This window comes from Pseudarthrobacter sp. AG30, assembly GCF_003116525.1.
Lineage (GTDB): Bacteria > Actinomycetota > Actinomycetes > Actinomycetales > Micrococcaceae > Arthrobacter.
Window position 1 is genome coordinate 1 of sequence record NZ_QEHL01000018.1, and the last position, 18,218, is coordinate 18,218.

Here is an 18,218-nt window from a genome sequence, read left to right on the forward strand (position 1 = left end):
AGACTCCGGCACCACCCGCCAGGAAGCCAGCACCCTCCTGGCCGGGTAATCCAGGAGGGTGCCGGCCGGCCCTGCCCAGGGTGGTTGTCCCGGCCGGAACCCCCCTAGACTTGGCCTATGCCCACGCCCAAAGCTTTGCGGCCGTTTGCCCATCGCGAGTACCGTGTGCTGATCGCGGCCCTGGCCATCTCGATTTTCGGGTCCGGGATGTGGGCCGTGGCCATGGTCTACCAGGTGATCCACCTGGGTGGCGGCCCATTGGACCTCTCCCTGGTGGCAGCTGCGGGCAGCGTTGGCCTGGTGGCCTTCGTCCTGGCCGGCGGGATCGCGGCCGACCGGGTCCCCCAGCGCCGCCTCATCATCGCCGTGGAAGGCGCCAACCTTGCCGTGATCGCCGCCATCAGCGGGCTGGCGATCGCCGGTTGGCTGGAATTGTGGCACGTGGCGGTGGGCGCGTTCGTGCTGGGTGTGGGTGCGGCGTTCTTCTTCCCGGCGTACTCGGCCATCCTGCCGCGCATCCTGCCACCGGAGGACCTGCTGGCGGCCAACGGCATGGAAGGGTCCATGCGGCCGGTTTTGCAACAGGCGGCCGGGCCCGCGGCGGCCGGCGTCCTGGTGGCAGCGCTCTCGCCGTCGCACGCAGTAACCGCGGTTGCCGGTTGCCACTTCGCGGCTTTCGTCATCCTGAACTTCCTGCGCCCCCAGGAACGCCCGGACACCCGCGGCGAAGGCGGGGAAGCGGCGGAAGGCGCGGAACGCCGTCGGCAATCCTTCATCCGGGACTTGCGTGAGGGCGTCAGCTACACCGTGCGCACCCCTTGGCTCCTGTGGACACTCCTGTGGGCCTGCATCTCGGTGCTGTTCCTGATCGGCCCCATCGAGGTGCTGCTCCCGTTTGTGGTCCGAGACCAGCTCGGCGGGGATTCAAGCGCGTTCGGGTTCCTGCTCGCCATCATGGGCGTCGGCGCTGCCCTGGGCTCGCTGCTCACCGCGTCCTTCCGGCTGCCGCGGCGGTACCTCACGGTCATGATGGTGTCCTGGGGTGCCGGCAGCCTCCCCCTGGCCGCGATCGGCGTGATGGACAACTTCTGGGCGGTCGGGGCGGCCCTCTTCGTGTTCGGTGCCACCGGCAGCGTCGGCATGGTCATCTGGGGCACCCTGCTCCAGAGACGCGTGCCGCCGCACCTGCTGGGAAGGATTTCCAGCCTGGACTTTTTTGTGTCGCTGGCCCTGATGCCGGTCTCCATGGCGCTGGCAGGACCGGCGGCGGAGGTACTGCCCATCTGGCTGATCTTCCTCGTGGCCGGCGGCGTGTGCCCCGTCGTGGCGGTGGTGGCCATGGCAGCCGCCGACATGTCCCGCGATGAACGCGCGCATCCGCTGGACGCGGCACTCCAGGTGGAACGGGCGACGACGGCAGGAGACTAGGGCGGCGGGCGCACCACCGTCTCCTCCCGCCGTCGGACCCACCCGGGTGCCCGGCAGGGGCCTAGCTGTGGCCGCGGACCACCGGGATGCTCGCCGTCGGAAGGCCGCTGGGGAAGACCGTCGGTTCAGGAATGGCCACCGGCTCCAGCGGGACCTGTACGCCCTGCGCGGCCGCGAGGACCCGCTGGCCCCTGACGTCAACTTCCAGGGGTTCGCCTTCCTGCACGGTGAGGGTGATGGAACCGGACGCGAGCTGGACCAGCAGCAGCCGGCCCCTGACCTTCAGGTGGAAGGCCAGCGAATCCCACTCCGCGGGCAGGCGCGGATCGAAGAACGGGACCGGCCCTTGGTCCCGCAAGCCTGCGAAGCCGCACACCAGGGAGGACCACACGCCGCCCGTGGAGGCGATGTGGACGCCGTCGATCGTATTGCCGTGGGTGTCGTCCAGGTCGATGAACGCGGCACTGGTGAAGTGGTCCAGGGCTTCCTTTGAATACCCCACCTCGGCCGCCATGATCCCCTGCACGCAGGCGGACAGGGTGGAGTCGCCGGTGGTGATGGGATCGTAGAAGTCGAAGGCCCGCTGCTTCTCCCGTGCCGTGAAGTCCTGCCACTGGAGGAACATGGCCAGGACCGTGTCCGCCTGCTTGAGGACCTGGTGGCGGTAGATCACCAGCGGGTGGAAGTGCAGCAGCAGGGGGTACTTGGACCGCGGGGTGGTCCAGTCCCAGGCTTCCAGGGTCATGAAGTCGTTGTCCTGGGAGTGCACCTGCAGGTCCTCATCGAAGGGCAGCTGCATCCGGTTGGCGGCCTGCTCCCAGAGCTCCCGCTCGGCGTCGTCGATCCCGGGGTGGTCCAGCGCCGCGGCGACCCGCAGGTTGAAACGGGCCATCACGTTCGTATAGAGGTTGTCGTTCACCACGGCCGTGTATTCGTCGGGCCCGGTGACGCCGTGGATGTGGAAAAGGCCGTCCTTGCCGAAGAAGCCCAGGGAGATCCACATCCGGGCCGTCTCGATGAGCAGTTGGGCACCCATTCCGTCCCGGAAGGCGGCATCGCCGGTGGCCCAGAGGTACCTGTTGGTGGCGAAGGCGATCGCGGCCGCGATGTGGAACTGGGCCGTTCCGGCAGCGTAATAGGCACTTGCTTCGAGTCCGTTGATGGTGCGCCACGGGAAGAGTGCACCGTCAACGCTTAGTTCCTTGGCGCGGATCTTGGCCTCTGGCAGCATGCCGTGGCGGAACTCCAGGACCTGCCGCGCGCCGTCGGGGTTGGTGTAGGTGAGGTAGGGCAGCAGGTACACCTCCTGGTCCCAGAAGTAGTGCCCCTCGTAGCCGGAGCCGGTTACTCCCTTGGCGGGAATGCCGGCAACATCGGCGCGGGCCGTCGCCTGGGCCAGCTGGAAGAGGTTCCACCGGATGGCCTGCTGGAGCCCCGGGCTGCCGCCGCCCACCACAATGTCGGACGTGGCCCAGTAGCCGCGGTAGTGGGCCATGCTCTCGGCGAAGATCTCGTTCACCGGGCGAAGGGCTTCCTCGGCCACCGCGGCTGCATCGACGTTCGGGTCCTGGACGCGGCGGCCGGCGGCGTAGCTGACGCTCTTTTCCAGCCGGAAGGGTTCGTCCGGCTCCACTGCCAGGACATACCGGACACTGCTGTCATCCTGGTCCACCAGGGTTTCGAAGGGCTGGTGCCCCGCAGAGGTCCAGTGGTCCACTGCCAGGCCCACCCGTTGCTTTGATTCTGCGGCCTCCCACGAGAGGCGCAGCGAACCGTCGCCGCCGTCAAGGTTTACGGGCAGCAGTACCCGTCCGGCGTGGCGGCCGGACCGGCGCGGATCGTGCACGGAGTGGTCCTCCACCGGCTGGTCCTGGCGGTTGATGACCTGGGAGGTGACGTCCAGCGAAACCAGCCGGTCCGTGGCCACTTCCAGCGAGATGCCGAGGCAGCCGCGGGACTCGAAGCCGACGGCGCGCCGTTCAGTGGTGGTCACGGCGGCCCCGGACCGGCACTGCCAGGTGATGCGGCATTCGTAGATTCCGGTGGAAAAGTCCACGGCGCGCCGGTATTCCAGGACCTCGGACTCGGCGAGGCTGAGGCTTTCGCCGTCCACCACCACCGCGAAGTTGTTGGCATCCGGAACGTAGATGATGCGTTGCCCGGTCCGGGCAAAGCCAAAGGCGTTTTCCGCGTGCTTGATGTCCCAAATTTCATGCAGCCCGTTGATGAAGCTGCCGGGCAGGCCGCCATCCGCCGCCGCCCAGTGGGCGCCGCGGATACCCAGGTGCCCGTTTCCCAGGGCAAAGAGTGTCTCGAGGGTGCCTGCGCCACCAGCCTCGTGGCGGGTTTCGACGAGTTGCCAGGGGGTGTCGGGGAACCGTTCGCGGTCCGCGGTAATGACTGCCATGGTGGGGATCCTTTTGGCCTTGCTGGGTGCCGCCGGGGGGCGGGCACGAGGTATTCGGGGAGAATGCGCTGCTCGGATGGGTGCCACTTGGGGGGGTAGCGGTACCGGTAGCCCGGGGGGGGACGGGCATCACCGGCTTAGGGGATGAGTTCCTGAAGGTCATTGACCACCAAGGTGGCACCGGCGTCCAGGAGCGTCTGCCGGCCGGCGCCCCGGTCCACCCCAATGACGGAGTGGAACGATCCGGCCCGTCCGGCCTGCACCCCGGACACGGCGTCTTCAACCACCACGCACTCGGCGCTGGAGAGGTCCAGCAGTTTCGCGGCGTATTCGTAGGTGGCAGGGCTCGGCTTGCCGGGCAGGCCCTGTTCCGCGGCAACCACCCCGTCCACCACGACGGGGAAGTGATGGCTGAGCCCGGCCGCCTGCAGGACGGCGGGCGCGTTCCGGGAGGACGAGACGACGGCGACTTTGAGTCCCTGCGCCAGCACCGCTTCGAGGAAGCGCACCGAGCCGTCGAAAGGTTCGACGCCGGCGCTGACGATGTCGTTGAAGATCCCGTTCTTCCAGTTGCCCAGGCCCTGGACCGTCTCGTGGGCGGGGTCGTCGTCGAGCGGGCCTTCGGGCAGGGTGATACCGCGGGACGAAAGGAAGTCCCGCACCCCGTCGAAGCGGGGTTTGCCGTCAATATGGTCGAAGTAGTCGCTTTCGCGGTACCCGGGAACGTCCGGATGCGAGGCCAGGTAGCCGTCGAAGAGTTCCTGCCACGCGCGCTCATGCACTGTGGCTGTAGGCGTCAGTACTCCGTCGAGGTCGAACAGGATTGCGGCGGCGCCGGTCCAGTCGGTAGTCCCGGGTGACGTGAGGTGTGTCATCAGCGGTGCGGTGTCCTTTCAGTCTGCGGACAGCCGGCCCCGCCGGTGCGGCCACAGGAGGCTCCCGTGCGCACGCGCACAGCAGCATCTCCGTGTCCGCCCACTGCAGGACCGATCATGGCCACAGACGAGTGTAAGCGCTTGCAAATTTGACTGGCAACTGTTTTTTCCCGGCCCGGCAGCACCGGGCGGAGTTCAGCGCAGCACGTAGTGGCGCAGGAATGCGCTGATGTCCACCATCTCGGCTTTGGACATGGCGTGCCCCATGCCCGGGTAGGTCCGGGCCGTCAGCAATGTATTGGCAGCCAGCCACTCGGCGGTGTAGGCAGTGGCGTCCTCATTGATCACCAGGTCCGCCTTGTCCCGCCCCCAGAAGAACGGCGGTTTGGTGTCGAAGGAGTCCATCGTGGACAGGAGTTCGTTGTTGAGCACGAAGCCGGACAGCCCCACCACGGCCTTGTAGTCATCGGGGTGCAGCCGCATGAGCGTGCTTGCCATCGCCATCCCCTGGGAGTACCCCATCAGGGTGACGCTGCTGTGCTGGTCCTTGACCGATCCGATCCAGGCCCGCACGGAGGTGGCCGCGGAGATAACGTCCGCAAAGTCGTTGGCCAGGAAGTAGTCCAGCAGGAACCATCCCCAGTGGTCCCCGATGGGCATGGGAGCACGCAGCGCGGCGAACGTGAACTCCTGGGGCAGGTACTCGAAGAGGCGCACCATCCGGGACTCGTCCGTGCCGTAGCCGTGCATCATCACCAGCAAGGGGGTGCCGGCGCGCAACTCTTCCGGCTTGGACCACACAACTGTTTCCACCGGACCAGCCTAGCGAGGCGTGCACGCCGCCCCGGCGCGGTGATTGAATCCGGAATCGCCGGGAGGTAGCGTGTCGCCTGACAGACAGCATGCTTAGCAGTGGCACCATACGCACCACCATCACCGCAATGCCCTACCAGCGCCGCGCAGGACGCGGCTATAAGGAGCACGTCATGAGAATTGGCTCGTCTATCTTCCTCATCGCCCTCGGCGCCATCCTTGCCTGGGCCGTGGCTCCAGGGCTGATCCCGTTCGTGGACCAGCAGCTGGTGGGCTACATCTTGATCGCCGTGGGCGTGATTGGGTTGATCGCCTCGCTGATCCTGGCCTCCCCCGGCCGGAGCCGCCGCGTCAGCGAGTCCCGTTCGGTCATCGATCCCAACACTGGCGAGCGCATCACCCGGCACGAAACCCGCGACGGCGGCATCTAGCCACAGCGAATCCCGGAACGAGAGTCCGGAGTAAGCCATGAACCCGGAGAGCCGGGCTGGACCATCCCAGGTCCAGCCCGGCTTTCCTGCGTCCACAGGGGTCCCCCCCAAACCGATTTTGTTTCGTGTGGGTTTCCATTGACAAACCAACATAAGCAAAGATAAAGTCAAGTAACTCAACATCAATGTGATGCCAGTCACGCAGGAACCTACGCAACGGAGGGTACGTGTTCGCCGAAGAGCGCCAGCAAAAGATTGCCGAGCTTGTCGCCGGCAACGGCCGGGTCAGCGTGACCCTGCTGGCAGAGCGCTTCCGCATCACCACCGAAACCGTGCGCAGGGACCTTGCCGCTCTGGAGAACGCGGGCACCGTCCGCCGGGTCCACGGCGGCGCCGTGGCTGCCGACCGCTTCAGCACCACCGAAGAAAGCGTCACCGAGCGTGCCATCCAGCGGCCGGACCAGAAGATCCGCATCGCGGAGGCCGCACTCGCGCTCATTCCACGGAACTCGCCGGCCAGCGTCCTCATGGACGGCGGCACCACCACCGAGGTCCTGGCGGACCTGCTGGCGCGCCGTACCGCCATCGAACCGACCGACGGAACCGGGCCGCACCACGAACTGGTGGTCATTACCCACGCCGTCCCTATCGCCAGCAAGCTCTCCAACGTTCCCGGCGTAGCCCTGCAGATCCTGGGCGGGCGCGTCCGCGGCATTACCCAGGTGGCCGTGGGGCAGGCGACGGTGGACGCCGCCGCCCGCATCCGCCCGGACATAGCGTTCATCGGCACCAACGGCATCCACGCCACCTTCGGCGTCAGCACTCCCGATCCTGAAGAAGCGGCCGTCAAGGCAGCCTTCGTCCAGTCGGCACGCCGCATTGTGGTGTTGGCCGACTCCTCCAAGCTGGACACGGAAACCCTGGTCCAGTTCGCCTCCCTGAAAGACCTGGACACCTTGATCACAGACAGTGAACCCGGGCCCGAACTCGCGGCCGCCCTGAAAGACGCCGGCGTCGACGTGGTGATCGCATGATCGTCACCTTCACGGCCAACCCCAGCCTTGACCGGACCGTTGCCCTGCCCGGCCCGCTGGCCCGCGGTGAGGTGCAGCGTGCCGTCTCCGTCCGCCAGGAGTCCGGCGGCAAGGGAGTCAACGTCTCCCGCGCCCTGGTGGCGTCCGGCCTCGATTCCCTGGCGGTCCTGCCCGGAGCGGACGGCGATCCCGTCCTGGCCGGACTGCGCGAGCAGGGGGTGCCTTTCGTCTCCCTGCCCATCGACGAGCCGCTGCGGACCAATGTGGCGCTCACCGAACCCGGCGGCGTCACCACGAAGATCAACGAACCCGGGCCGGTCCTGGCCGCAGACCAGCAGGAAGCGCTCATCAAGTTGCTGCTGGAAAGCTCACGCGGCGCCAACTGGGTGGTCCTGGCCGGCTCGCTGCCACCCGGGTTCCCGGACAACTTCTACGCCATGGTGGCCCGGCGGATCCGGGAGGCGGGCAATGGCACAGCGCCGCTGATCGCCGTCGACTCCTCCGGGGCGCCCCTGGCCGCCTCCCTGACCGACGCCGGAAGCTCCGACGACGGTACGGGCAGCGGCGCAACAACCCCAGGTTCCGGGAAACCGGACCTCCTCAAACCCAACGCCGAAGAACTGGCTGAGCTGGCCGCAGCCGCCGGTTTTGCCCCGGCCACCGGAGACGAGCTGGAAGCGGACCCGGCTGCAGCCGCAGCCGCCGCGGCCGCCGTCGTTCGTTCCGGTGTGGGTGCTGTGCTGGCAACTCTCGGTTCCAAGGGAGCTGTCCTTGTAACGGCCGACGGCGCGTGGCTGGCCACGCACCCGCCGGTCGCCGCAGTGAGCACGGTGGGTGCGGGCGACTCCGCGCTGGCCGGTTACCTGCTCGCCCACGGCCGGGGATCCGCCCCGGCCGACTGCCTTCGTCAGGCGGTGGCCCACGGTGCCGCCGCCGCCTCCCTGCCGGGTTCCACTGTTCCGGCAGTACACCAAACAACCCCGGATGCCGTAACCATCACGGCCCTTCGAAAGGATTGACAGTGACTCAGCTCATCACCACGGAACTGGTCGAGCTCGACCAGAACCTGGGTAACGCGCCCGAAGCGGTGATCCGGCATCTGGCAAGCAAGGTAGCTGCCACCGGACGTGCCTCAGAAGTCGAGGGCCTCTTCGCCGACGCCTTTGCCCGCGAGCAGAAGACCGCCACCGGCATCCCCGGCGGCATCGCCATCCCGCACTGCCGCTCGGCCGCCGTCACGGTACCCACCCTGGCCATGGCCCGCCTGAACCCCAAGGTGGACTTCGGCGCCAAGGACGGCCCGGCGGACCTGGTCTTCTTCATCGCCGCCCCGGACGGCGCGGACCAGGAGCACCTGAAGCTGCTCTCCAAACTGGCCCGCTCCCTGATCAAGAAGGACTTCACCGCAGCGCTGCGCAACGCCTCCTCCGAGGCCGAGATCGTGGAACTCGTTGAAGGGGCCTTGGCGGACAAGCCCGCCGCGCACGCTGCCACCGCCCCCGCGGACGCGGTACCGGTTGGTGCCAGCGTTGGCGCAGGTGCCGCCGGCTCCGCCGCCGGTGCCCCCGCCGCCGGTGCGGCCGGGTCCGGCGGACGCGGCCCCAAGCGCCTGGTAGCCGTCACGGCCTGCCCCACCGGGATCGCGCACACCTACATGGCGGCCGATTCCCTCGTGGCAGCCGCCCGGGAAATGGGCGTGGACCTCCAAGTGGAAACCCAAGGCTCGTCCGGTGCCAAGGCACTGGACCCCGCCGTCATCGCCGCCGCGGACGCCGTCATCTTCGCGGTGGACGTGGATGTGCGCGGCAAGGAGCGCTTTGCCGGCAAGCCCGTGATCAACGCCCCCGTGAAGCGCGGCATCGACGAGCCGGACAAGATGGTCCAGGAAGCACTCGCCGCAGCCGACAACCCCCACGCCCGCCGCGTCCCGCACTTCGGTGCCGAGGAGCAGGCCGAGCACGAGGCTGAGGAGAAGGGCGAGCACATCGGGCAGAAGCTGAAGAAGGCCCTGCTCACCGGTGTCAGCTACATGATTCCGTTCGTGGCAGGTGGCGGCCTCCTGATCGCCCTCGGCTTCCTCATGGGCGGCTACCTGATCACCAAGTACGCGGACAACATCGTGGTCCAGAACAGCCTGTTCAACCTGCCCACCGAGTTCCCTGACAACGCGTGGGGTCCGCTGGGCGCCTACCTGGGTGCGGTGCTCTTCAAGATCGGCGCGCTCTCGCTGGGCTTCCTGGTCCCGGCGCTGGCCGGCTACATCGCCTACGCGATCGCCGACCGTCCGGGCATCGCCCCCGGCTTCGTCGCCGGTGCCGTGGCCGGATTCATGGGAGCCGGCTTCCTCGGCGGCATCGTCGGCGGCCTGCTCGCCGGTTACATCGCCCACGTGGTGGGCCGCCTGCAGGTAGCCCGTTGGCTGCGTGGCCTGATGCCCGTGGTGATCATCCCGCTGCTGGCATCGCTGGTGGCGTCCGGCCTGATGTTCCTGATCCTGGGCGGCCCGATCGTGGCCATCACCAAGGGCCTGAATGCCTGGCTGTCCGGCCTGACCGGTGCCGGCGCCATCGCGCTCGGCGTGATCCTGGGCCTGATGATGTGCTTCGACCTCGGCGGTCCCGTCAACAAGGTTGCCTACTCCTTCGCCGTCGCCGGCCTGGGGGCAGCAACCATCGACAACCAGGCACCCTGGCAGATCATGGCCGCGGTCATGGCCTCCGGCATGGTTCCCCCGCTGGCCATGGCGCTGGCCTCCACCGTCCTGAACAAGAAGCTGTTCAGCCTCGCAGAGCAGGAAAACGGCAAGGCCGCCTGGCTGCTGGGGGCGTCCTTCATCTCCGAAGGCGCCATCCCGTTCGCCGCTGCAGACCCCCTGCGCGTCATCCCCGCCAGCATGCTCGGCGGCGCGGTGACCGGCGCCATCTCGATGGCGGCGGGCGTCGGATCCAAGGCACCGCACGGCGGCATCTTCGTCTTCTTCGCCATCGACAACTTCCTGATGTTCGTCGTCTCGATCGTGGTCGGTACGGTAGTTACGGCCCTGTCCGTGATCGCCCTCAAACGCTGGGCAGTCAAGAAGACCGTTGATACGGTTGAACCGGTTCCCGTAACCGTCTAAGCCGGCCCCGACCCACCTATCCTCCCGGCGCTGAACCATCAGCACGCCGAACGACTAAGGAGCAACAATGCCAGAACGCACCGCAACCGTCGCCAGCCGAGTGGGCCTGCACGCACGCCCCGCCGCCATCTTCGCTGAGGCGGCAGGCGAGTTCGACCTGGAGATCACCATCGCCCGCGAAGGGGAGCCGGCAGACGAGGCAATGGATGCCGCCAGCATCCTGTCCCTCATGAGCCTGGGCGCCTCGCACGGCGACGTGGTGGTCCTCCGCGCCGAGGGCGCGGGTGCGGACGACGCCTTGGAACGCCTGGTGCAGATCCTGGAAACGGATCACGACGCCGAGTAGCAGCCACGCTGCCTGGCAGCACACAGCCGGCGGCCGCCGTCGGGCTTCCCTCAAGGAGGGGTGCCCGACGGCGGCCGCTTGGCTTTAAGCGCCACGCCACCCAAGCAACTCGCAGTTGTTGTCTTTTTGTACGCCCAAAACGACAACATGTGCGACCCAGTTGGGAGGCGGGGATCAGCCGCGTTCGGCGATGGCCTTTACGTCCGCCACCAGCTTGTCCCACATCGCCTGGGAGTGGGCGGCGGCTTCCTCGCTGGGGTTGTTGTCCTGGGCCAGGGACAGCCGGGTGGTGCCGTCCTGGTCCTCCAGGGTCCATTCGAGCGTGTGGTAGTTTCCGGGCTCGTCAGGCTGGCCGGAGAGCGGACTGAAGTGGGTGTGGACCAATTTCCGTCCAGGTTCCACGGCCAGGATCTCGCCCTTGTCCTGGTACGGTTTCCCTTCCCATTCGCCCAGCCAGATGATGGGGCTGCCAACCTTCCAGTCCGTCTGCAGGGTGGCTCCGAACATGAACTCCTTCACCGCCGCGGGGTCGGTGATCACCTCCCACACACGGTCCGGCGGGGCATCGATGGTGGTGACTGACGTTGCCACGTGGTTTCCGGTCATGCTCAATCCTTCCTCGCGGTGAAGACCAGGTATTCCCATTCCATCTGGAACGGGATGTCGCCGTGCGCGTCCCCATAGGAGTCCGCCAGGTCCGTGAGCGCCCGGTCCAGGGCTTTGACCTTGTCCGGGTCATCGGCCAGTGATTTGTACACGGAGATCATGGGGCCATAATGCGATTTGAAGTACCTGACGAAGTCCGCCGGCTGGTGGAAGCTCCGGACGGCCAGGTTCTGCTTCCGGGTGCGGATCCCGGCCGCCCTGTCCCCCAGGAGTTCGCGGAGGTGTTCCTCGCTCCCCCACAGCGTGGCGGGCTGGGCACCCGCCGGGGGTGGGGGCGCGAACGGTCCCAGGGCGGCAAACAATTCCCCGATGAAGCCTTCCGGCGTCCAGCAGAGCAGCCCGATGGTGCCACCCCGTTTGCAGACGCGGAGCAGTTCATCGGCGGCGGCCTGGTGGCGCGGCGCGAACATCACCCCGATGCAGCTCATGACGGCGTCGAACTCCTCATCGCCAAAGGGCAGGGCTTCGGCGTCAGCCTCCTTCCAGTCGAGGGTGACGCCCCGGTTGGCCGCCTCTCTCCGGCCTGCGTCGAACAGCTCTGGGGTGAGGTCGCTGGCCACTACTTTGGCGCCCATCATGGCAGCGGGAATGGCTGCGTTGCCGGTCCCTGCCGCAACATCGAGGACACGCTGCCGCGGTTTGATGCCGCACGCCTCCACCAGCACGGCACCCAGTTCCAGGAGCAGTTCGTCCGCGAGCGCCGGGTAGTCCCCCGACGCCCACATGGCCCGATGCTTTGCCTTGAGTTGCCGGTCCGCCTCCGCTGCTGCCTGGTCGTTCATGTCCGCGCCCCTTTACGTGCCCGTTCCCACGGGTCCGTTCCGAATGGGTGACAGCACGCTGTTGGCACAGCGGAGGCTGCGATGCGACTCATTGTGGACGCGATGGCAGCCCCTGTAAAGGCGCAGCAACTGTCCCTGCCGGGCAGGATCAGGCAGGCTTGCGGGTCCTGGTGCTGGTCTTCGCGGCCGGCTTGCCATCCGCTGCGCCGGCGGACTTGGTGCCGGCGGACTTAGTGCCCGAGGTCTTGGCGGCGGTTTTGGCCGCCGGCTTCGCGGCAGCCTTCGTGGCAGTGGCCTTGCCGGCCTGCCTCGTGGTAGCCGGCTTTGCCTCATCGGCACCTGTCTTGGCAGCGGCTGTCCTGGCGCCGGACGCTTTGGTGCCGGCGGCCTTGCGTGCTGGCTTGGCAGGTTCCCCGTCCGCCGCGTCCTCGCCGCCGTCGGAATCCCCGCCAGAGGCGGCACCTCCGCGCTTCCGGTCCAGGCTCCGCTTCAGGGCTTCCATCAGGTCGATGACCTCGCCCTTGCCGCCCTCACCGGACTCGACGCCGAAAGTCTCCTCCGTATCCAGCGATTCACCCTGTTCGAGTTTCGCCTCAATGAGCTGGCGGAGTTGCACCTGGTACTCGTCGGTAAAGGAGGTGGGGTCGAAATCAGCTGCCATGGACTCCACCAGGGCCGCGGACATGTCCCGTTCCTGCGCCGAAATCCGGATGTCTGCTTCGAGGGAGGGGAAGCTGGCCTCCCGCACCTCGTCCGGCCAGAGGAGGGACTGCAGCACCAGCACGTCGTCCTTGATCCGCAGGGCCCCCAGCCGGGTCTTCTCCCGCAGCGCGAATTGGACCACCGCCACCCGGTCCGTGTCCTCCAGGGCCCGCCGCAGCAGGACGTACGCCTTGGGCGACTTGGAATCCGGTTCCAGGTAGTAGCTCTTCTCGAACATCATGGGTTCGAGCTGCTCGGACGGCACGAACTGCACCACTTCGATCTCGTGGCTGTTCTCGGCCGGAATGGACTTGAGTTCCTCCTTGGACAGCACCACGGTCCGGCCGTCCTCCTCGAACGCCTTCTCAATGTCCGAGTAGTCCACCACCTCGCCGCAGACCTCGCACCGGCGCTGGTAGCGGATCCTTCCGCCGTCGGCGTTGTGCACCTGGTGCAGACTGATGTCATGATCCTCAGTGGCGCTGTAGACCTTCACGGGCACGTTGACCAGCCCGAACGCGATGGCACCCTTCCAGATGGCTCTCATTCATACAGTCAACATCAGAGCGGGCCGGAGGTGAAGACCTGTGGCCGGCACTAGGGAACGTGTCCGGGTGGCGGGACGCGAATTGACGCTCACCAACCTGGACAAAATCATCTATCCGGAGACCGGCACCACCAAGGCTGACGTGCTGGCTTACTACGCCGCAGTGGCCCACGTCCTGATCCCCGCCGCGGCCAACCGGCCGGCCACCCGCAAGCGGTGGGTCAACGGCGTGGGCACGGCAGGCAAGCCCGGTGAGGTGTTCTTCCAAAAGGACCTGGAGGACTCGGCCCCCGGCTGGCTGCCCCGGGCCGCGATCACCCACAAGGACCGGACCATCCACTACCCCCTGGTCAATGACGCCGCCACGCTGGCCTGGTTCGGGCAGATCAACTCACTCGAAATCCACGTGCCGCAGTGGCGGGTGGATGCACACGGCAACCAGTTGAACCCGGACCGGCTGGTACTGGACCTTGACCCGGGTGAGGGCGCGGGCCTGCCGGAATGCCGCGAGGTGGCACTGCTCGCGCGGTCCATCCTGGAGGACGTGGGCCTGGAACCGGTGCCGGTGACCAGCGGCAGCAAGGGCATCCATCTCTACGCCGCGCTGGACGGTTCCCAGACGTCCGAGCAGATCTCCGCTTTCGCCCGCGAACTGGCCCGGGCGCTCGAGGCGGACCACCCTGACCTCGCCGTCAGCGACATGAAAAAGACGCTGCGCAGAGGCAAGGTGCTGGTGGACTGGAGCCAGAACAACGCGGCGAAAACCACGGTGGTTCCCTACTCGCTGCGCGGCCGGCCCACGCCTATGGTGGCAGCCCCGCGGACGTGGCGGGAAATCGGGTCTCCCCGCCTGAAGCACCTGGACTACCGGGAAGTGCTGCGCCGGGTGCGGGACGGCAAGGACCCGTTCGCCGTCGTCGTCAATGGTGCGGCCCGCGCGGAGGAACCGGAGGACGGGCACGACGGCGACCCCCGCCTGGGCGCGTACCGCTCCATGCGTGACCCCAAGGCAACGCCCGAGCCTTTCGCGGGCATCCCGACGGGCGGGAACGCGTTCGTCATCCAGGAACACCACGCCAGCCGGCTGCACTGGGACCTGCGCCTGGAGCACGAGGGCGTCATGGTGTCCTGGGCGTTGCCCAAGGGGGTCCCCCAATCCGGCGGCAAGAACCACCTGGCCGTCCAGACCGAGGACCATCCCATGGACTACCTCACCTTCCACGGGACCATCCCCAAGGGACAATACGGGGCGGGTGAGATGACCATTTGGGACACCGGCACCTACGAACTGCACAAGTGGATCAATGGCAAGGAAGTCATCGTCACCCTGACCGGATCGGAGGGTGGTGGCCTGGGAGGGCCCACGAAACTGGCGCTCATCCACACCGGCCGCGGCCGGGACAAGGACGGGGAGAAGCAGTGGCTCATCCACCTCATGGACCCGGAACACGCGGGCGGGAGACCACGGCACGCGCCGACGGGAGCAGCAGAGCCGTCGCCGGAACGGGGCGAAGCCGGCGCAGGTGGCACGGCGCCTGCGCCGGAGCCTGCCCGGACCGCGCCCACCGCACCGGATCCGTCCCCGGACCCTGCCGAATACCGGCCCATGATGGCCACGGCGGGCACCGAACCCGACCTGCGCGGCAGCACGTGGCAATTTGAACTCAAATGGGACGGGGTCCGGGCAATCCTGGTGGCCGACAGGGAAAAGATCCGGATATTGAGCCGCAACGGCAACGACGTGACCAAGACCTACCCGGAGCTTACGGACCGCGCCTGCTGGCCGGAGCAGCCGTTCGTGGCCGATGGCGAGATCATCGCCGTCGGGCCCGGCGGCAGGCCCGACTTTGGGCTCCTGCAGGGCAGGATGAAACTCACCCGGGCCGCCGACGTCGCGAAAGCCCGCACCGCCATCCCGGTGCAACTGATGCTGTTCGACCTGCTTTTCGACGACGGGAAGGACCTGCGGCGCCAGCCGCTCAGCACCCGGCGGCGGAGGCTCGAGGAGTTCTTCAGGCCGTCGGCCTGTCCGGTGGACCTGTCCATGGTGCTCGAGGAACCCGTGGGGCTCCTGCTGGACAGCGCCAGGGAGCTGGGCCTGGAAGGAATCATGGCCAAACGGACGGACAGCCGGTACGTCAGCGGCCAACGGACCCGGACCTGGATCAAACTCAAGCTTGAGCAAACCCAGGAAGTGGTGGTGGGCGGTTGGCGGCCGGGGAAGGGCGGCCGGGAAGAGACGGTGGGCTCACTGCTGGTGGGGATTCCCGATGGCGACAAGCTGCAGTACGTGGGCCGGGTGGGCAGTGGTTTCAGCATGCGCGAGCTCACGGAACTGCGGCAAACCGTGGAACGGCTGGGCCGGAAGGCGTCCCCGTTCCACGATGTCCCCCGTTTGGACGCAGCGGACGCCCATTGGGTGGCCCCGGAACTGGTGGGAGAGGTGACCTACAGCGAATGGACCGGGCCGGGCAGGCTGCGGCACCCTCGGTGGCGGGGCTGGCGCGTTGACAAGGACCCGGCGGAGGTGGTCCGGGAATGACGCCCCGGTTTGCGACGTACCGTGCGCGCGGCAAGACGGAAATTACCCGGCGCCCGCGACATTTCCGGGGCGCCAGGTAATTTGCGTTTCGATCGGTGCAGTGGCCTTTGCCAGGCGGCTAAGAGGAGTGCGGCATCTGCGGCCGGCCGGTCCGGTGGACGGCGGTTACTGCCGCCTCGTGGCCCATGCGGCCGTGTCCGGCAGCCCGGTCCTTCGGATGCCGGCGTTTGCCGCCGCCATCCGGCCATGCATTCTGCCGGGCCAGGGGGACAGCCCCGCCTACTGCGGGCCCGGGTGTGACCGGGGCGTCCATGGCTGCGGCAAGATGGTCCGCCACCTCTGGCCTGATATGGAACTGGTTGGACTCTTCACCCATGTCTTTTTCCCTTCTTTCCATCGTTCTTCGTTGAAACGAGGCGCCGGCCGGGCGCCCGGGCGTGCGCGGGCAGTCAGCCGAAAAGAAGTGTGTTCATCGCTCTACCATAGGCACCCCGAAGGCTCCTGTGAACCCCTCCTGAGGCCGTGACCGTGCTCACTTCCGCGCCCGCATTTACCCAAATAAACGGCTTGAAACGGTTCCCGAGGAAAAATTTTTGGTAACGGCGCCGTTGATCAGCCTGCTTCCCAGTAGTAGCGCGGGAATCCACGGCGAAAAAAGGTACCAAATGCGGCACTTCAGGGGTAGAAAAGGGAGCATGCTACGCCATTGGGCCGGGCAAACGCCATAGACATCCCGTAAAATTGAAGGCCTGCCCGGAGCGGGGCAGCTACAAGTCGCAAGCAAATGACCTCCACAGGAGTTGCCCAAATGCCCACAGACCGAAGCAGTAACCACTCTCCAGCAGGCGCCAAGAGCGCCCGCGGAACCGACCCTGCGGCCCCCACGGCTGCCAAGAAGCCCAGGCTCCTGCCACGCCGCCGGCTCAAGGAATCCGACGTCAACGTAGTTGACCAGCCCATGCTCAAAAAAGCACTGGGCGGCACCATCGTTGGAAACACGATGGAATGGTACGACGTCGGCGTTTTCGGCTACCTCATCACCACCATGGGGCCCGTGTTCCTGCCGGAATCCGATCCCACGACGCAGAACCTCTTCCTGCTGGGCACATTTGCGGCGACCTTTATCGCCCGCCCCCTCGGTGGCGTCATCTTCGGCTGGCTCGGCGACAAAGTGGGCCGGCAAAAGATCCTGGCCACCACGCTGATGATCATGGCGGCCAGCACGTTCGCCGTCGGCCTGCTGCCCGGATACGCCCAGATTGGATTGTGGGCGGCAGCATTGCTGGTGCTCCTCAAAGTCATCCAGGGTTTCTCCACCGGCGGTGAATATGCCGGTGCCACCACCTTCGTCAGCGAGTATGCCGCCGACAAGCGCCGTGGCTTCTTTGCCAGCTTCCTGGACCTGGGCAGCTACATGGGCTTCGCTATCGGCGCGGCCTTGGTCTCGGTCCTGCAGTTGACCCTGGGCCAGGCCACCATGGAGGACTGGGGCTGGCGCATCCCGTTCCTGATTGCGGGCCCGCTGGGCCTGATCGCCGTGTACTTCCGGAGCAAGATCGAGGAGTCGCCGCAGTTCCAGGCCACCCTGGACGCCCAGGAGGCAAACGCCAAAAACGCCTCCGAAGGCACCCCTACGGCCAAGGGACCTGTCGGTATCGTCAAGGCCTACTGGCGTCCGATCATCGTGGCCATGGTTGTGGTTGCGGCCGCCAACACGGCTGGTTACGCCCTGACCTCCTACATGCCCACCTACCTGACCGACGCCAAGGGTTACGACGAGCTCCACGGCACGCTGTTGACCATCCCGGTGCTGGTAGTCATGAGCCTTTGCATCCCACTGACCGGCAGGCTGTCTGACCGGATCGGCCGCCGCCCCGTGCTGTGGATCGGTGCGGTGAGCACCATCGTCCTGGCCGTTCCGGCGTTCCTGTTGATCGGTATCGGTGCCGTTTGGTCCACCCTGGCAGGCCTGGCCCTGGTAGCCTTCCCCGTGACCTTCTACGTGGCCAACCTCGCCTCGGCCCTGCCGGCCCAGTTCCCCACGTCGAGCCGCTACGGAGCCATGGGCATTGCCTACAACTTCGCAGTGGCGATCTTCGGCGGAACCACACCCTTCATCGTGGAACTGCTGATCAAATCGACCGGCAACGACATGATGCCGGCGTACTACCTGATGGCAACCTCTTTGGTTGGCGCCGTGGCCATTTACTTCCTGAAGGAATCCGCCAACCGCCCCCTCCCGGGATCGATGCCCAGCGTTGATACCCAGGCGGAAGCCAAGGAACTGGTGGAGACCCAGGACCAGAACCCGCTGATCAACCTGGACGAACTGCCGTTCGACACCCAGGACGGCACGGATCCGCATGCACACCGCGGTGTTCCGGCAGGAGCGTAAGCTCCCGCCTGCCGCCCGGGCATTCTTGTAGCCCACGCTCACAGGCCCGCTCCTGTGCTTCCTGCGGGAAGTACGGAAGCGGGCCTTCGCGTGCCCGCCGGATGTCCTGGTGTGTCAGGAGCCCAGCCGGCA

At 67.0% G+C, this 18,218-nt stretch carries 15 protein-coding genes; 8 read left to right on the top strand and 7 right to left on the bottom strand.

The features are described 5' to 3' along the window. Positions 1–117 precede the first annotated feature (117 nt). Positions 118–1,428 carry an MFS transporter gene (locus DC347_RS15870; protein WP_109863624.1) on the top strand — a complete coding sequence of 437 codons (1,311 nt, stop codon included), beginning with the start codon at positions 118–120 and terminating at the stop codon, positions 1,426–1,428. A 61-nt stretch (positions 1,429–1,489) separates the two neighbouring features. Here DC347_RS15870 and DC347_RS15875 read toward each other — a convergent pair whose 3' ends face one another. The 3 genes from DC347_RS15875 to DC347_RS15885 form a co-directional block, all read right to left on the bottom strand. Next, on the bottom strand, positions 1,490–3,835 hold the full coding sequence (locus DC347_RS15875; protein ID WP_109863625.1) for a glycoside hydrolase family 65 protein: 2,346 nt from the start codon (positions 3,833–3,835) through the stop codon (positions 1,490–1,492). Between the two features lie 137 nt (positions 3,836–3,972). Continuing rightward, positions 3,973–4,710, bottom strand: a complete 738-nt coding sequence (locus DC347_RS15880) for an HAD family phosphatase (RefSeq protein ID WP_109863626.1) — start codon at positions 4,708–4,710, stop codon at positions 3,973–3,975. A 195-nt stretch (positions 4,711–4,905) separates the two neighbouring features. Next, positions 4,906–5,523: an alpha/beta hydrolase gene (locus DC347_RS15885; protein ID WP_026265134.1), complete on the bottom strand. Its 618-nt coding sequence runs from the start codon at positions 5,521–5,523 to the stop codon at positions 4,906–4,908. Positions 5,524–5,696: 173 nt separating this feature from the next. Here DC347_RS15885 and DC347_RS15890 point away from each other — a divergent pair, with 173 nt between their 5' ends. From DC347_RS15890 to DC347_RS15910, 5 genes are all read left to right on the top strand, one after another. Beyond that, the gene (locus DC347_RS15890) at positions 5,697–5,954 is read left to right on the top strand and encodes a DUF6458 family protein (protein WP_018763712.1); all 258 of its coding nucleotides are present in this window, start codon (positions 5,697–5,699) and stop codon (positions 5,952–5,954) included. 227 nt (positions 5,955–6,181) lie between these two features. Further along, positions 6,182–6,988, top strand: a complete 807-nt coding sequence (locus tag DC347_RS15895) for a DeoR/GlpR family DNA-binding transcription regulator (protein WP_109863627.1) — start codon at positions 6,182–6,184, stop codon at positions 6,986–6,988. Beyond that, complete coding sequence (locus DC347_RS15900; RefSeq protein ID WP_109863628.1) at positions 6,985–8,007, top strand: 1-phosphofructokinase family hexose kinase; 1,023 nt, start codon at positions 6,985–6,987, stop codon at positions 8,005–8,007. Before DC347_RS15895 ends, DC347_RS15900 begins: the two co-directional genes overlap by 4 nt. A 2-nt stretch (positions 8,008–8,009) precedes the next feature. Beyond that, on the top strand, positions 8,010–10,106 hold the full coding sequence (locus tag DC347_RS15905; RefSeq protein WP_018763715.1) for a fructose-specific PTS transporter subunit EIIC: 2,097 nt from the start codon (positions 8,010–8,012) through the stop codon (positions 10,104–10,106). Positions 10,107–10,173: 67 nt separating this feature from the next. Continuing rightward, positions 10,174–10,452, top strand: coding sequence for an HPr family phosphocarrier protein (locus DC347_RS15910; protein ID WP_018763716.1), 279 nt, complete (start codon positions 10,174–10,176; stop codon positions 10,450–10,452). A 174-nt stretch (positions 10,453–10,626) separates the two neighbouring features. Here DC347_RS15910 and DC347_RS15915 read toward each other — a convergent pair whose 3' ends face one another. From DC347_RS15915 to DC347_RS15925, 3 genes are all read right to left on the bottom strand, one after another. Beyond that, positions 10,627–11,058 (bottom strand): SRPBCC domain-containing protein, encoded by a 432-nt coding sequence (locus DC347_RS15915; RefSeq protein ID WP_018763717.1) that lies wholly within the window; start codon positions 11,056–11,058, stop codon positions 10,627–10,629. A gap of 2 nt (positions 11,059–11,060) precedes the next feature. Continuing rightward, the gene (locus tag DC347_RS15920; RefSeq protein WP_109863629.1) at positions 11,061–11,900 is read right to left on the bottom strand and encodes a class I SAM-dependent methyltransferase; all 840 of its coding nucleotides are present in this window, start codon (positions 11,898–11,900) and stop codon (positions 11,061–11,063) included. A 148-nt stretch (positions 11,901–12,048) separates the two neighbouring features. Then, positions 12,049–13,149, bottom strand: a complete 1,101-nt coding sequence (locus tag DC347_RS15925) for a Ku protein (protein WP_109863630.1) — start codon at positions 13,147–13,149, stop codon at positions 12,049–12,051. 40 nt (positions 13,150–13,189) lie between these two features. Between DC347_RS15925 and DC347_RS15930 the strand changes: the two genes are divergently transcribed. Next, entirely contained in the window at positions 13,190–15,691 is a 2,502-nt protein-coding gene (locus DC347_RS15930) for an ATP-dependent DNA ligase (RefSeq protein WP_109863631.1), read from the top strand. Positions 15,692–15,809: 118 nt separating this feature from the next. Here the strand turns inward: DC347_RS15930 and DC347_RS15935 are convergent, their stop codons facing one another. Beyond that, entirely contained in the window at positions 15,810–16,067 is a 258-nt protein-coding gene (locus DC347_RS15935) for a hypothetical protein (protein WP_109863632.1), read from the bottom strand. 432 nt (positions 16,068–16,499) lie between these two features. Between DC347_RS15935 and DC347_RS15940 the strand changes: the two genes are divergently transcribed. Next, positions 16,500–18,086, top strand: coding sequence for an MFS transporter (locus DC347_RS15940; RefSeq protein ID WP_018763722.1), 1,587 nt, complete (start codon positions 16,500–16,502; stop codon positions 18,084–18,086). The last annotated feature ends 132 nt before the right edge of the window (positions 18,087–18,218 follow it).